Source organism: Candidatus Izemoplasma sp., assembly GCF_982632705.1.
Genome location: NZ_CEXEES010000038.1, coordinates 1 through 13,603 on the forward strand (window position 1 = coordinate 1; position 13,603 = coordinate 13,603).

The following is a 13,603-nucleotide window of genomic DNA, read 5'->3' on the forward strand; positions in this document are numbered from 1 at the left end:
CTTCAGCAGCATCAAACAAAAGTTTATCTAAAAACTTGTATCCGTTATCTAATGTTTTCTCCTCATTGATTGTAATTTCTTTTGTTTCTTGGTTATCACCAAGTCTACGTTTTGTAAGAGATGGAATTAATGATGTGTTAACTTTAAACCCTGAAGTTTTCTTAAGTTCTTTCTTCTTAAAGTGTTTAGTTTCAACATAATTGTTTCCTCTTTTACCAATTGTCCTTGTGATGATTTTTTCTAACTTATCTTTGAAGTTAAGGTCATCTTGATTCAACCCTTGGATACCGTCAAACTCCATTGGGAAGTCATATGGATCCATCCCATTATATATCGGGATTAGAGAACCTTTCTTTTTTTGACCATTTTTTATTAATTCTAAATATCTAGACCATTCATTCTTAACCCAAGTCGCTTCAATGTATTCTTTTTCGGTTGAATACACAATCATGGACTGCGCAGTAGAAATGGCACTATATATGTATGGTTCATACTTTGAACCAGCAATTTGTCCTAGTGTTATTCTAGATAGAAAGACTTTATATCCAAGATCTGTAAGTAGATGATATAAATCTGTCACAAATTGACTGTCTTTTGTGATTTGTCCATTTTTATCATTTTCTTTATAAGAAATAAATATATCAAAAGGATCGAAATTCTTTGTTAGATTCATGAGTTCTAGTCTAATGTTTTCGATTTGTTTTGCTTTGTCGTCATACCAGTTTATACTTTCCTCATCCGCTAACTTTTGAACCATTTTGTAGTCAGATTCTTCAAAGATATTACTAAATGTTAATCTATGACATGATGGGTAATATATATCTTCGGGACTCTTAACATATTCTATTCCAAGTTCACTTAATAAACGACCCCAGTATGCTTCTGTACATTCTGGATATTTGGAGATAATGTTAGAGTATTCATTTTTTGCATCAATGAATTTATTTGACATTCTTGTTTTATTTGCAATATTAAGAAGACGCTGAACTTCATCAGATTCAACGAATGATTTCTTGTATTCTGTTAAACAATGTTCACAGGCCCACTTGGTTTTAAAATCTGTGAGATATGCCCCGCAACATTCGCATACTTTCTTTTCCATACTTATCACCCTATATTTTAAGTTGTCTGTCTTCTCTAAACTTGATATATTTCTTCATTAGACTATTTGTCGTTGATGGTGTTCTACCAACCATAGCCTCTAGAAAGTCTTCTGAAGATATCATACTAACATCTCCTGTATCAAGTGTTCTTTGAATTGCGTATGTTTTTGTCGTTTCCACTAAACCTTTTAAATCCGCACCACTAAAGCCATCTGTAATATCAGAAATCATATTTAAATCAAGATCAGCTTCTACTGGAACTTGATTAATCATTTTTGTAATAATGGCCGTTCTTGCTTCTTTTTCTGGTAGTGGTATATAAATCAATCGATCAAAACGTCCTGGACGCATTATCGCTTCATCTATTTTGCTTGGTACGTTGGTTGCAGCTAACAACATTGTTACGTTATCTGATTCTTCATTGAATCCATCAAGTTGAGCTAAGAACTCAGATACAACTCTATCTAATACAGATGAGTTATGTGATCCTCTTTTAGTTGTGATTGATTCAATCTCATCGATAAATAAAACTGTTATATCGTGAGATCTTACTGCGTCAAATAAATTCTTAACATTTTGTTCACTTTCTCCAACCCATTTACTCATGATGTCTGATGCTTTGATTGAATAAAACACAGCACCAACTTCATTTGCGATAGCTTTCGCTATCATTGTTTTCCCTGTTCCTGGAGGACCATATAGTAAAGCTCCTCCTCCTGCTTCTTTTTTGAATATTTTATATATCTCAGGATTCTCAAATGGTTTTATTACATTCATCTTGATATACTGTTTTACATCTTCTAATCCAATTACATCTTCAAACCCAATATCTGGGATTGTAGTCATTGGTACAAATGATGTTGTTGTATCATCAGGTTGATTCTTGTTTCTTTTTCTTGGTGATTTTTTAGATGATGATTTTGGATTAGAAACACCATCTACTTCAATAGCCAATGCTTTTTCGTAGATGTTGTTTGCTGATTCTTCCCATTGTTTCTTCAGAGATCCTGTATTATTTTTGGCAAGTTTAAATAATGCTTCAGCAGCTTTAAGTAAATACTTTTTTGCTTCTGCATTGTTTTCTTGTTTGAGTGCTTGCACTCCCTTTTCTTGATACTTCTTAAAGTTATCGTATAAAAAGTTTTGTTCTAAACTCATAGCTTCACCCTCTTACATGTCTGATAGTAATCTTTCGATTTCTTCAATTTTTGTGTCAATTTCTTGATCTTTACCTTTAACTTCTTCTTTAGCTTCAAAGTCAATTAAACTATTGATCTCATCGTCACTTACGTTAGCTGGATCAGCTGCTATGTTAGTGAAGTTAACTTCAGTTGTATCTAAGAAGTTCTCCATTTGCATGTTTTGCTCTTCTACTTTACCCATAGCATTTTCAAATGATTCTGATACTTTTGCATAATCTTGTTTCGAGATAATTTTTGACATGTCTCCACTTAGTTTAACCATACCTGTTAAGAATTCACCTGTAACTTGTGATAAATCACGAAGTTGCATTGTTAATTCAAAATTCAGTAGCATTTCTTTTGCTTTTCTTTGGTAAGCAACAGCCATTTTTAAACCTGAAACAGCTAAACTGTACTGTTCCTTACTTCCGTTTAAATGAGCTTGTTTTGCCATATCAATATAATGATTTTTTTGGTTTTCTAAGTTGTTTACATATTTTCTCATATTTGAAAGAGTCTTATTGAATAAGATTTTTTTCTTTAATTCTCTTTGTCTCTTCTTTTTTTCAAACATAGCTTATTCCTCCTTGAATGGATCTTCTGGTTCTATATCTAATGGTATAGATTCTTCTCTTTTTCTTTCACGTGTTGGTTGAACAGGTGCAGGAGTTTCTTCTGCATCTTCTTCCATCATACTTAAGATATTATTAACACCTTCTGATTCCCCGTACAGACTGTCTTCTTCTAAGTATGTATCCATAATGCTGTCTACCATGTCGATTTGTTCTAGTAATTCAGAATCTGCTTCTGTTTTAGCATCTACTACATTACTTAAGAACTTCTCAAGAGAAGCATTGTTTTTAAACATTTGTCCAACTGAAGATTTTTTGTTGTAGTTTGCGAAATCCATATCGTCAATTGCAAGTTTAACTTGTCCTGTAACATAGATTTTTTTATCAACAAAAATGATTCTTTTTTGAGTTGCCTTCACTTGTCTTTGCAACATCATGATTTCATTAGCAAGTAATTTTTTCTCACTTAATGATTTAGATTGTTTACCTCGTTGCATTTTGTCAGAGATTTGTTTTTCTCTAATAAATACATCATCAGATAACTCATCTTTCTTTTTCTCTAATTCTATAATTGCATCTACTACTTCTTCGCGTTTCACATTTTTGAAAGGATGTCTTTTAAATAGTCCCATATTTGTATCCTCCTTATTCTTTCGAGCTTCGCTCTTTAATTAACATTTCAAGTTCATCTAGTTTTGCTTGAACTCTGTATGGATCTCTGTTTGTATATAATAAGATTTTTAAATCGTCTAGTACTTTACTAATTTTTGAATCTATGTGTTTTATATCCTCGTTTTCAAAGGGGATAAAATACTTTACATCATCACATAGTATTTGAACTCTGAGATGATGATCTGTCTTTTCACTATACTGTAAACATAAGTCACAAGCAGAGGAAAGTTTTTGTAAGAAGTCGATGTACTCTTTGCGTTCTTTGTCTTTGCTTTTACGAAATAACGGCACACTATTCCTCCTTTGTTTTTGTCCCACAGTGATGACAGAATTTAGCATCAAGTGGTAGTATTTTATGACATGATTTGCATTCTGTGTTTGTGACAATCTCACTACCACAGTTCTGACAGAACTTGGCAGTTTCTGGATTTTTATGTCCACATGCATCACACATTTTATGTGTTGGTTTTTTAGTTTCTTGTACCACTTGGTTTTCTTCTTTGTATTTATTCATTACTGCGGTTTCTCGAATGTTTTTAATTTTATCTAAGAATTCTCTATCGTAATCTATTTTACTAATAATGAATTTCTCAAGTCTTACACCGTAGTTATGAAATAATGGTTGAAGAATTATTTTGATATCTTCTGAAATTCTGATTTCATTTGATGTAATTTCAGCGATATCTCTTAATCCTTTTTCGTTTTCACTAAATGCTTTTGTGATTGATTTACGTAAGTACATGCTTATTTCTTCATGGAAGAAACTATTGATCATATCTTTTGTTAATGATTCTTCAAATATTTTCATTTTTGAAAATAGTTTTAGTGGGTTCGTAATTGTGAAGCTATACGTCCCATGAGCACCAACTGTTGTGAACATGTTGAACCCTTTATCATGTACATCTATTCTATGTGGTGTTCCCCATTTAACTTGAATATGTTTTTTACGGTTTATGTAGTATACAGCACAGTTTTTAATTCCTGTTCTGTTGAACATTTTTTGTAGTACATTTGTTTGTTCGTTTACTATATTGTATTCACGATCATCATTGAATGCTCCAAGAAGACTTCCTTGACGCATAAACAAGATATCACAATCTTTATGTGAATAGATTCTTGCATCTGGACTAAGTTCTGTGATTGGACTTTTCCAGATTACATCCTCTGGTCCTCCTTCGAAGACAACTCTTTTTTCTGCCATATTTACACCTTCTTAGAATTCATCTTTGAACCATCTGTCGAATGGATCGTCATCAGGGTTTGAAGTTGATCCGCTTAAGCTTCTAAACATTTCAAAATACATTTGATCTGATTTTATGGTTTTTGGTTCTAATTCTGGACTGAAGTCTTTTAGTATGTAATCATACTCTCCTTCACCAATCCAGATTGGGTACATTTTTACTTCACGTTTGTTTACCATATTTGAACAACGAGCTGCGGCTTGTTCGTATTGATCTGTCGCTGCTCCATCACTCATTAAGAATATTCTTGGTCTGTAGAATTCAATACCATTGTCTAAATAGTATTTCTTTCTTCTGTTTACCATATCTAAAGCTACGTTTACAGCGCTTCCCATTGGAGTAGAACTGTATGCACGTAACGGCTTGAATTTAACGTTAGTTACATTATCAAATGGAGATTGAACTTGTACTTCTCCACCGAATGTTACGATTGCTAAGTCTGTGATTTTTGACGCTTTAGGGTCTGCTTGTACGAACTCTAAAAGCATTTTTACTTTTTCATTTAATTCTGTGATTTTTGGTTTTCTACCATAAGGTGTTCTTTGTGTCATTGAACCACTTACGTCTAATACTAAGATTAATGGGAATTTCATCGAACTGTTTATTTTGACGGGTTCGAAATCTCCAAATAGATCAAATTTTCCGGCCATTATTTAGCCCCCTTTAATATGTCTTCTAAGAGTGTTATCCACTCGCTTACTTCTGTGATGATGTTGTTATTGAAATAATCATAGAATGCTTGTCGTAATCTTGCGTCTGCATGAGACCAATAGAACAATGGACTATTCTTATTTTCAATATCTTCTTTTACATCTAAATTGTAGTGGAAACGTCTTTCAACATCACTACCTACTTCCCCTGTTTTGAAATCATAGAATGGACCTTTACCCATTAGGATTTCAAATAACATTTTATTGATTGGGAAATGTTCTTCTTCAAGAGTTCTTAATACTTCTCTTAAGTTTTTACCTTTTAAATTATCATGTGTGTAGTCTGCGTTGAATACTCCACAACTATAGTCATCTACTTGGAAACTTGCACTATCGATTATGAATAGTTCTTTTGTTTTTTCTTTGTACATTACATTATCGAATTTTAAATCTCCAATTAGGATTCCTTTTTCATGTAGGTATTTTGTCATTTTTAATAGTTTGATACAAATGTGAAAACGATCGATGTATTGAATGTTTCTAAAACTGTAGATACGGCTCATATCAAGCCCAGCTGCATCTTCTATTTCATCCATAACATATCCAACAAACTCATTTTTATTATACACGATATCTTTTGGCCAAACAATGTAACTGTTACGTAGGTCCATGTCGATCATACGTTGTATTTTTTTAACTAGTTCGTATCGTCTTTCTTCTTTTGTATATATTTTAACCATTAGGTTATCGTAAGATTTGTAAATCTTACCTTCACCACCTGCAAGAATATTATCTTTTTCGAGTCTTAAATATCCAAACTGTGTACTGTATACGTAGTTAATATCTTCTAAATCGGTTACTGCGATATACTTTGATTTCTCGTTTGTATAGAATGCTTCTTGTAGTGTTTTTGGAATTGTGTTTGTTTTTCTTTTTGATTTTGGTTTTGGTTTTACCTCTTCAAGTTCTTCTTTCACTACAACCTTTGGTCTTTCTAAAACCCATTTTTGTAGTTTGGATTCTACGAATTGTTCGTAGAATAGTAACTCTTCCTCATCAAGTAGAAATAAACGTTGTGCATGTGATTTTAAGTTTGTTATAAACGTAAATGCATAATCACTGTATGTTGTTTTCTTACTTTCTAAGATTGCATCAAAGTTAGTAAAATCTGATGTATCAACTTCATCTTTTAATCCTAAAGTATCTAGTATTGAAATGATACCTTGAATCCTTTTGTATTCTCTTCTTTTTCCACTTGCTTGGTATGATTCGATTACTTTGTGTATAGACGTATCAATTAGTATTCTGAAATCTAGCTCATCGATTTCAAAGTTTCTTACTTTATGATCTATGGTTTCTAATAATATGAAGAACCCATCGTCTAGGAATATTTCGTTTGAAACAAATAGTGCTGTTTTATTTTTGGAAATTTCCACGAATTAATCCTTCAACAAACATTTTTGATCTTGAGCTTTTATGTACGTAAAATGAATCTTCTATCATGTAACTATATCCTGATTTTCTAATGACATCTGCGCCATTACTTATTTTCTTATCTAGATATGCTAAGTAGTCTTGTCCAAGTGATTTGTAGTAATCTATTGATTCGTTTTCGATGTATAAGAAATTTATACTTAAATCATCGTAACTATATTTAGATACTTGTTCATCTAAGAATCTTAGTAGTGTTTCACTGTATGAATCTTTTTGGGTACCTTTGTACATTGTGAATAAATTCTTTATGTACGGGTTTAATGTTTTGTTTTCTAAATCGTATAGTACTTCTTCAGGTCCATCACTCATTAATACAAATCCCTTTATATGACTTCCGATAAATCCTGAAGTGATTCTAAAATTATCATTGGCATCACTGTCTGTGATGAAAAATGTAATGTTTGGTGCTCCGTTGTTTTCAGGATAACTACGAACTCTAACTTCAAGTCCTGTTTCTCCATTTAGTAATTCTCCTATTAATCCATCCCCGATATGCCCTTGTATGTATCTGTCGCCTTTCATTGCGACAAATAATAAAGTACTACTCATCTCAATGATACTGATTGCCTTGTTTTCAGTGACTAAGTTGTTTAAGTTTTGATATACTTCTTTCACGATGATTTTACCTAAGTTAGATTTTCTACTTGGTTCATCTTCTAGAAGTGTGAAGTATTCATCAAACTTATCAATCAGTAGTTTGCATACTGTGTTGGTTGCGATGTCTGCCCCAAGATGTGAATCTTTTTTACTACCAGCACCATCTGCTAAAGCAATTACTCTAACACCGTTTTTTTGGTAGTATGCAGTTTTATCTTGGCAAGGTAAGTTCCCTCTGACATGATCTTTTCCAATCAGTTCTACATTCATTTGTTTGTAGTGTGATATGTTCATCGAGCGATGATCCTTGAAAGGTTTTCTCTGTTTAGGGTCATGGCTTCGTCTTTAGGAGTTTCGATTCTAGTTTGTAATGTGTTAAAGATAAATAGTAGTAAATCATCAAACATATCTTCTTTTACTTTTAAGAACATTTTTAGTTTACTTAATGGTTCTAAGCTATCTTCAATTTCATAGTTTGATAGACTGAATGGGAAGTATGTTAGTTCTCTGTTTTTTAAGTGTTTTCTAAGTTTTTTTGCAACACCTGAGATATCACCATAACAGTCACCGTCAGTTAATACGATTAGCCAAGGTCTGTGTGTTCTTATGTTTTGTTTCTCGTACTGGCTATCTTGATTCATTAAATCAGTTAATGCTTGGTCCATTGTTTTACTTAGTACTTGAACCCCGCCTTTTTCGAATAGTTCTAATTCCATTTCTTTTCCAAATGATTTTATTGCTGAATAGGTGAATCCATCGAATCCATATATTGCAACATCAAGATCATCTTTATAAACCGATTCAGATATTTTATCATTGAACATCTTGATTGCTTCTTTTAGTTTTGTTGCTCGTTCTCCTTGAATCGAAGAACTGTTATCTACAACTAAGCTAACAACCAGTTTGTCTCTTTTTGGTTTTGTAATGATTGGTTCTCTATCAACGACAGTATTCACTGGAGCTACGATACCATCAAAACTAACTTCGTTTACTGAATCAACTTCTTCAAATGATTCAACATCTTGAAGAAGATTTCTTTTTTTCGGTTTCTTTACTGGTGGTTCTATATCCCAAACTTTTGGTCCATCTAGTAATGAGACTGCGACTACGTCATGTTCAAAGTTGACGTATGAGTCGTTCATTAATGATTGAACGATTTGTTCTGCGATTTCTTTTCTTTCTGTGATGATACAGATATTATTGTTGTCTATTTCTCTGTTGTTATAGATAACGTTTAGTAATGAGTTATCATCTTTCCCTGTTGAGACTATATCATCGATAAGTCCTCTTTTTCGATAGTAGTCTAATATGTTAAGTGCTTTGACAGCGACACGTTCATTATCACTGAATTGTCTTTTCCTTAAATCACTAACGACAAAGTCTACTACTTTAAGTTTTCTATTTTTTCCTCTAAGTACATTTACTAAACTAATTTTAAAGAACTCCATGCTTCCTTGCATTAAGGAAGTTGAGTCGATATATATTGTATAGTTTAATAATACTTCGTTTACGCCTTTACCCATGTTGTTCACCTCATAAACTTGTTAGATCATCAAGTGTACATCGTTCTTTTTCTATTGTAAGAATGATGTTTGATAATTCTAACTGTTCTTTATTTACTAGTCTTTTGATAATATCTTTTGCTATTTGTTTGTGTTTTGAACTGTCTTGTGTGAGTAATGATTTGGTTACGTATTTGAATAATACTTCATTGTTTTTGATGTCTTCCATAGTTTCATCATACAGTTGTTCATCATCGTTTTTATGAATAAATAATGAAAGTAATAAAACAGTAAGTAACCCTAGTTCATCAAAGAGTAATCTTTCATATAAATCATTGATTTTCTTTGATAGATTATCAATATCAAATAGTCCACCGTCTTTATATTGATTGATATAAAGAAGGATTGCTTTGATACTTAGTACTCGTAAGTCATCATATTTGTTTTGTGTATAGTTATACAGTTTATTTACAAGTTCAGAATTGTTGTATGCATTGACGATGTTTCCTGCTTTGTAAATATCGTTTTGTAGTTTTACGCTTGGTTTTTTCTTAGAATAGAATTCTTGAATCGAAACTACTTTATTCTCAAATTCTTTATGCTCTGTATAGTAATGTGAATCATACGTCATTACTTGGATGTAGTTTGTAAATAATAACCATGTACTATTCACATCAACTATTTTTTCTGTGAATGTTAATACTTTTTTTAGTGATCCAAAGTACTTTGTTATAAAGGCAAGTGCTAAGAAATGTGCATCTTCTTTTATAAGTCTTTGGCTGATTGTGATTAGTTTTTCATTGGTATCAAATAAATCTAGTTTGAATACCCATACAAATTCTTTGTTGATTGCGTATCCTATTAACTCATCTAGTTCGATGATTTCTTTTTCTAGTAAGTAATCAACTAATTCTTGAGCGGATCCTTTTATACTTGAAATACGTTCTAATATTAATTCAATCAATTCTTGTGTTGGTTTATATTGATTGTTTTTTAGTGTTTGAAGTCCTTTTGTAATTCTCTGTCCTGTGTTGTATTTACCAGTATCTATTAGTTTATACAATGTATCGTTAAAGATTGTTCTAAAGCTATCATATATGTCTTTACGGACGTTATTGTATTGGTTTTCAAAATCCAATGAGATTGATGGTGCTTTTAATACAATTGTTTCATTGTTTTTGAAATATGATTCTAATCCTGAGTTGAAGCTTGATACAACTTCGTCTGTGTAGGTTTTGATTGAATCTGATTGTTTTACTACAAAGTCATCAATGATATCAAGTGATGATCTTAGGTTGTATTTGATTGGATCATCTACTTCTTTGATTTGTTCTTCAAATGAGAAGATTAAATCTTTGATATCTTTTCTGTAGACTTTGGTTTTATCGATTGATATTTTTGCCTTATCTCTACTGATAAATGATTTTTGAACTTTACTGTAGTTTTGTCTGTATGTCATTAAGTCTTCGTTAAATGGTTGTAATAGTTTAAAGACTTGATACAACATAATTCCTAGTAGCAATAGTATTCCATTTGATATTCCGTAGTAATAATATTCTTTTGCTCCACTTACTAATAGGTAAAACATAAATATTCCACTAACGATTATAAATCCTGTGAATATAAAGAATATTGCATTTGGTAGTTCTGCTTTAAAGTATTTAATTTTTTGGTTAAAGTTGATATATGATATGTTTTTTCTTGTGGCATGTCCTATCAGATATCCGATAATACTGATTAATAAAGCAATGAATAGGACCAACCCAATAATGTTTGATCCAAGTACGATATAATCTAGTAATCTCATTTTGATCTCCTCCAGAATATAATTCCATATATTGTGAAGACGATTCCAGCTAAACTAAATGCCACGATGTTTAGTACTGGGATAAATTGATCATTATGGTTTCTATATGATATATTGAATGTTTCTGTGAATCCACCAGCACCTTTTAATTCGATTTCATATGTCCCTGTTTTACCGATTCTGTAGTCGAATTTTACTAGTTTTCCATTCACATAAATTTTATCAATATCAATGTTTAAGTTAATTGGCTCATCGTAGTTTTCGTAATTCTCGATTGGGTAATCGTGTCTGATTTGAAAATGGATTGTTTTCTCATATCCATTTACACCTTTTACTACGAATGTGTAATCTCCTATCGCAGAGATTTCTGTGTCTGGTGTATATTTTTCACCGTTTAAATAGAGTGTTCCACCAACATCTCCTACTTTAAACTTTTCTAGTTCTTCATAATCATCGATTAGGATGGTTGCTTCTTTTATAGTGATATTGAATTCTTTACTATATCCTTCCACTCCATTAACGATGATTGTATGATACCCTACTTCTTTTAGTATCATATCTTCTTCGACTAGTTCGCCGTCTAATATAACGCTAACTGCGGTATCTGTTTCTATTTCAAATCTTCTTACTGTTTGATCTGAGTAATCATCATCGTTTGTGATATACGCAAAATATAATGAGTACGTGTATCCTTCTAACCCTACTAGTTCTACTTTATAGAACCCGTATAAATCTAACGATATGTTTCCTTCTCTAAGAACATCGTTTATATATACTTCTTGATAGACGTCACAGTCTATATCAAATGCTTCATCAATGATTGTTGTATCTAATAAATCGATATCACTGTTTAGTAAGGTGAATTGATATGATTTTGAATATCCATTTGCACCAAATACTATAACACTGTAGTAACCGACTTCTGTGAACTCTGTCAGTTCTGATGTTTTTTTACCATTTACCATGGCAGAATATGAACCTTCATTTTTCACTTCTAATTCAAGTACATCATAAAATACTCTTTCACCATCTCTCGATATTCTATATCCGAAATCCGGTATGATTGTGAATGATAAGGTCTCTAATAAAACCTCTCCATCATACACCGTTAATACATGATGTCCTATGACGCTATACTCATCCCCTGATTCATATAAGACATTATCAATATAAAGTGTGTAATCTTCATTACTTTCTATTGTTACATCTGTTCCTTCATAGCCATCGTCAATTCCAGTTACTGTGTCTGCTGCATTTACTTGATTAAAACTCAGAGTAAATAACAATACAGCAATTAGCAGTAATTTTTTCATCTTGCCACCCCATCACCTAGTTTTGTTGATAATTCTTCCATTACCGTTTTTAATTCCTCTTCAGATAAATACCCATACTTTTCTTCTATCAAATTCGCAATCTTATATCCCAATTTTTTTGCGTATTTGTTAGGGAGTTTTTGATTATAAACTTCATCGTTAAAGTGAGTGAATTCATCTAATACTTCAAAATCCTTTTGTGTCATTCTTTGATCGCTTTGTTTCAAAGCTTGGTATAATAAAACGATGATTTTATTGTCTCTGTATTTTTGTACATTGAATTTTTTCGTACCGGTATAGCACATGAAAAAATCGATGTATTTATCAAGAAACTCATCATCGTTTTTTAAGATATAATTCATTATCATAAATTTGTCATCAGATATATTCTTTTCTACCATATCTTTTTGGATTGTCATCAGTAAACTATTATAGTTTCTTTCTGATGCGCTATTGTATCCTAAAAGCTCGTTGGTAAAACGATTTGTATATCTTCTGTGATAATAATCCTGCACATAGCGATACCTTTCATTAAACTCCGTTTGATCTAATATATCTTCGTCAAACAAATAATCGAAGACTCTTTGAAACACTTCGTTAGGAAGTTGTTCACCATCTTCATAATGTTTGATATATGTGTTTAATGTTGGCCTGGAGATATTAAAGTCTTCACAAAACTGTGATAATGTTTTGTTGTTCTCTTTTAATTGTCTTTTTATCACCGTTCCCACCTCTTCTATATTATACCATAAATCATGTGTATATTTTGTGAATTAATGTAAAAACGACTTTACGTTATTTACACCTTCCATTATATCATTGTTGTATAAATAAAAAAGGACACAAATGTCCTTTTTAGTTTATTTCCTCAATAATTTCTTCTTCTGATACAAGTTCTTTCAGTTTATTAATACATCTCTTTTCTCTAAGGTTAGATCCTTTTTGGTAGTACTCTATTGCCTTATCGATATCTAGTTCAACATGAATACCTTCTTCATACATAAGCCCTAATTCATAGTTGGCAACTCTCATGTTTAATTCAGATGCTTTTATATAGTAAGTAAATGCTTCTTTTAAATTATCTTTTGATTTGTAGATTTCAGCTATTTTGATAGCTGTTTGGATATTGCCTAAATCAAATGTTTTAATATAGAACTTTAATGCTTCATCTATATCTTTATTTGTGCCTCGCCCTTGTTCAAAGTTTCTTGCTAGTTTATAAGATACTTCCTTATCATGCTCTAATATGTTTAGGTAATAGTTATGAACAAGTTCGATATGTTTTAAATCTGAATCTTTTGTGTTTGTGAAATAAACTTTTGATCCAACTGCGTATACATATTTTTCATCTTCTTTTAGATCCATTTGTTTTTCAAGTCTCTCAAGCATTTTTTTTACAGGTGGATGTTTTAAATCGTATTTTACTTTCATCAAAAACCACAATATAGTATAAAAGAACCGGACATCAACA

Annotated in this window: 14 protein-coding genes; all 14 read right to left on the bottom strand. The window is 31.6% G+C overall.

Annotated elements, in window-relative coordinates:
• Positions 1 to 1,102 (bottom strand): toll/interleukin-1 receptor domain-containing protein (locus AC2LE6_RS06080; RefSeq protein WP_484478369.1); only part of this gene is annotated, 1,102 nt, incomplete at its 3' end.
• A gap of 10 nt (positions 1,103 to 1,112) precedes the next feature.
• On the bottom strand, positions 1,113 to 2,261 hold the full coding sequence (locus tag AC2LE6_RS06085; protein ID WP_484478370.1) for an ATP-binding protein: 1,149 nt from the start codon (positions 2,259 to 2,261) through the stop codon (positions 1,113 to 1,115).
• A 12-nt stretch (positions 2,262 to 2,273) separates the two neighbouring features.
• Positions 2,274 to 2,858 (bottom strand): hypothetical protein, encoded by a 585-nt coding sequence (locus AC2LE6_RS06090; protein ID WP_484478371.1) that lies wholly within the window; start codon positions 2,856 to 2,858, stop codon positions 2,274 to 2,276.
• Positions 2,859 to 2,861: 3 nt separating this feature from the next.
• Positions 2,862 to 3,488 (bottom strand): hypothetical protein, encoded by a 627-nt coding sequence (locus AC2LE6_RS06095; protein WP_484478372.1) that lies wholly within the window; start codon positions 3,486 to 3,488, stop codon positions 2,862 to 2,864.
• A 13-nt stretch (positions 3,489 to 3,501) separates the two neighbouring features.
• Positions 3,502 to 3,819 carry a hypothetical protein gene (locus AC2LE6_RS06100; protein ID WP_484478373.1) on the bottom strand — a complete coding sequence of 106 codons (318 nt, stop codon included), beginning with the start codon at positions 3,817 to 3,819 and terminating at the stop codon, positions 3,502 to 3,504.
• Position 3,820: 1 nt separating this feature from the next.
• Positions 3,821 to 4,729 (bottom strand): SPFH domain-containing protein, encoded by a 909-nt coding sequence (locus AC2LE6_RS06105; RefSeq protein WP_484478374.1) that lies wholly within the window; start codon positions 4,727 to 4,729, stop codon positions 3,821 to 3,823.
• A 12-nt stretch (positions 4,730 to 4,741) separates the two neighbouring features.
• Positions 4,742 to 5,419, bottom strand: coding sequence for a vWA domain-containing protein (locus AC2LE6_RS06110; protein ID WP_484478375.1), 678 nt, complete (start codon positions 5,417 to 5,419; stop codon positions 4,742 to 4,744).
• Positions 5,419 to 6,855 carry a hypothetical protein gene (locus AC2LE6_RS06115; protein WP_484478376.1) on the bottom strand — a complete coding sequence of 479 codons (1,437 nt, stop codon included), beginning with the start codon at positions 6,853 to 6,855 and terminating at the stop codon, positions 5,419 to 5,421. Before AC2LE6_RS06115 ends, AC2LE6_RS06110 begins: the two co-directional genes overlap by 1 nt.
• Positions 6,836 to 7,804: a PP2C family serine/threonine-protein phosphatase gene (locus tag AC2LE6_RS06120; RefSeq protein WP_484478377.1), complete on the bottom strand. Its 969-nt coding sequence runs from the start codon at positions 7,802 to 7,804 to the stop codon at positions 6,836 to 6,838. Before AC2LE6_RS06120 ends, AC2LE6_RS06115 begins: the two co-directional genes overlap by 20 nt.
• On the bottom strand, positions 7,801 to 9,033 hold the full coding sequence (locus tag AC2LE6_RS06125; protein ID WP_484478378.1) for a hypothetical protein: 1,233 nt from the start codon (positions 9,031 to 9,033) through the stop codon (positions 7,801 to 7,803). The genes AC2LE6_RS06120 and AC2LE6_RS06125 overlap by 4 nt, the downstream gene beginning before the upstream one ends.
• 10 nt (positions 9,034 to 9,043) lie before the next feature.
• Positions 9,044 to 10,819 carry a hypothetical protein gene (locus AC2LE6_RS06130; RefSeq protein ID WP_484478379.1) on the bottom strand — a complete coding sequence of 592 codons (1,776 nt, stop codon included), beginning with the start codon at positions 10,817 to 10,819 and terminating at the stop codon, positions 9,044 to 9,046.
• Positions 10,816 to 12,132, bottom strand: coding sequence for a hypothetical protein (locus AC2LE6_RS06135; RefSeq protein WP_484478380.1), 1,317 nt, complete (start codon positions 12,130 to 12,132; stop codon positions 10,816 to 10,818). The genes AC2LE6_RS06130 and AC2LE6_RS06135 overlap by 4 nt, the downstream gene beginning before the upstream one ends.
• Positions 12,129 to 12,854 (bottom strand): hypothetical protein, encoded by a 726-nt coding sequence (locus AC2LE6_RS06140; protein ID WP_484478381.1) that lies wholly within the window; start codon positions 12,852 to 12,854, stop codon positions 12,129 to 12,131. The genes AC2LE6_RS06135 and AC2LE6_RS06140 overlap by 4 nt, the downstream gene beginning before the upstream one ends.
• 133 nt (positions 12,855 to 12,987) lie before the next feature.
• On the bottom strand, positions 12,988 to 13,603 hold a 616-nt coding region (locus AC2LE6_RS06145; protein ID WP_484478382.1), incomplete at its 5' end, for a tetratricopeptide repeat protein.

Bases quoted from the DNA above. Each gene is read 5' to 3' on its own strand.
- AC2LE6_RS06095 (WP_484478372.1), bottom strand. From the start codon at position 3,488: ATGGGACTATTTAAAAGACATCCTTTCAAAAATGTGAAACGCGAAGAA.
- AC2LE6_RS06085 (WP_484478370.1), bottom strand. From the start codon at position 2,261: ATGAGTTTAGAACAAAACTTTTTATACGATAACTTTAAGAAGTATCAA.
- AC2LE6_RS06130 (WP_484478379.1), bottom strand. From the start codon at position 10,819: ATGAGATTACTAGATTATATCGTACTTGGATCAAACATTATTGGGTTG.
- AC2LE6_RS06135 (WP_484478380.1), bottom strand. From the start codon at position 12,132: ATGAAAAAATTACTGCTAATTGCTGTATTGTTATTTACTCTGAGTTTT.
- AC2LE6_RS06125 (WP_484478378.1), bottom strand. From the start codon at position 9,033: ATGGGTAAAGGCGTAAACGAAGTATTATTAAACTATACAATATATATC.
- AC2LE6_RS06120 (WP_484478377.1), bottom strand. From the start codon at position 7,804: ATGAACATATCACACTACAAACAAATGAATGTAGAACTGATTGGAAAA.
- AC2LE6_RS06090 (WP_484478371.1), bottom strand. From the start codon at position 2,858: ATGTTTGAAAAAAAGAAGAGACAAAGAGAATTAAAGAAAAAAATCTTA.
- AC2LE6_RS06110 (WP_484478375.1), bottom strand. From the start codon at position 5,419: ATGGCCGGAAAATTTGATCTATTTGGAGATTTCGAACCCGTCAAAATA.
- AC2LE6_RS06105 (WP_484478374.1), bottom strand. From the start codon at position 4,729: ATGGCAGAAAAAAGAGTTGTCTTCGAAGGAGGACCAGAGGATGTAATC.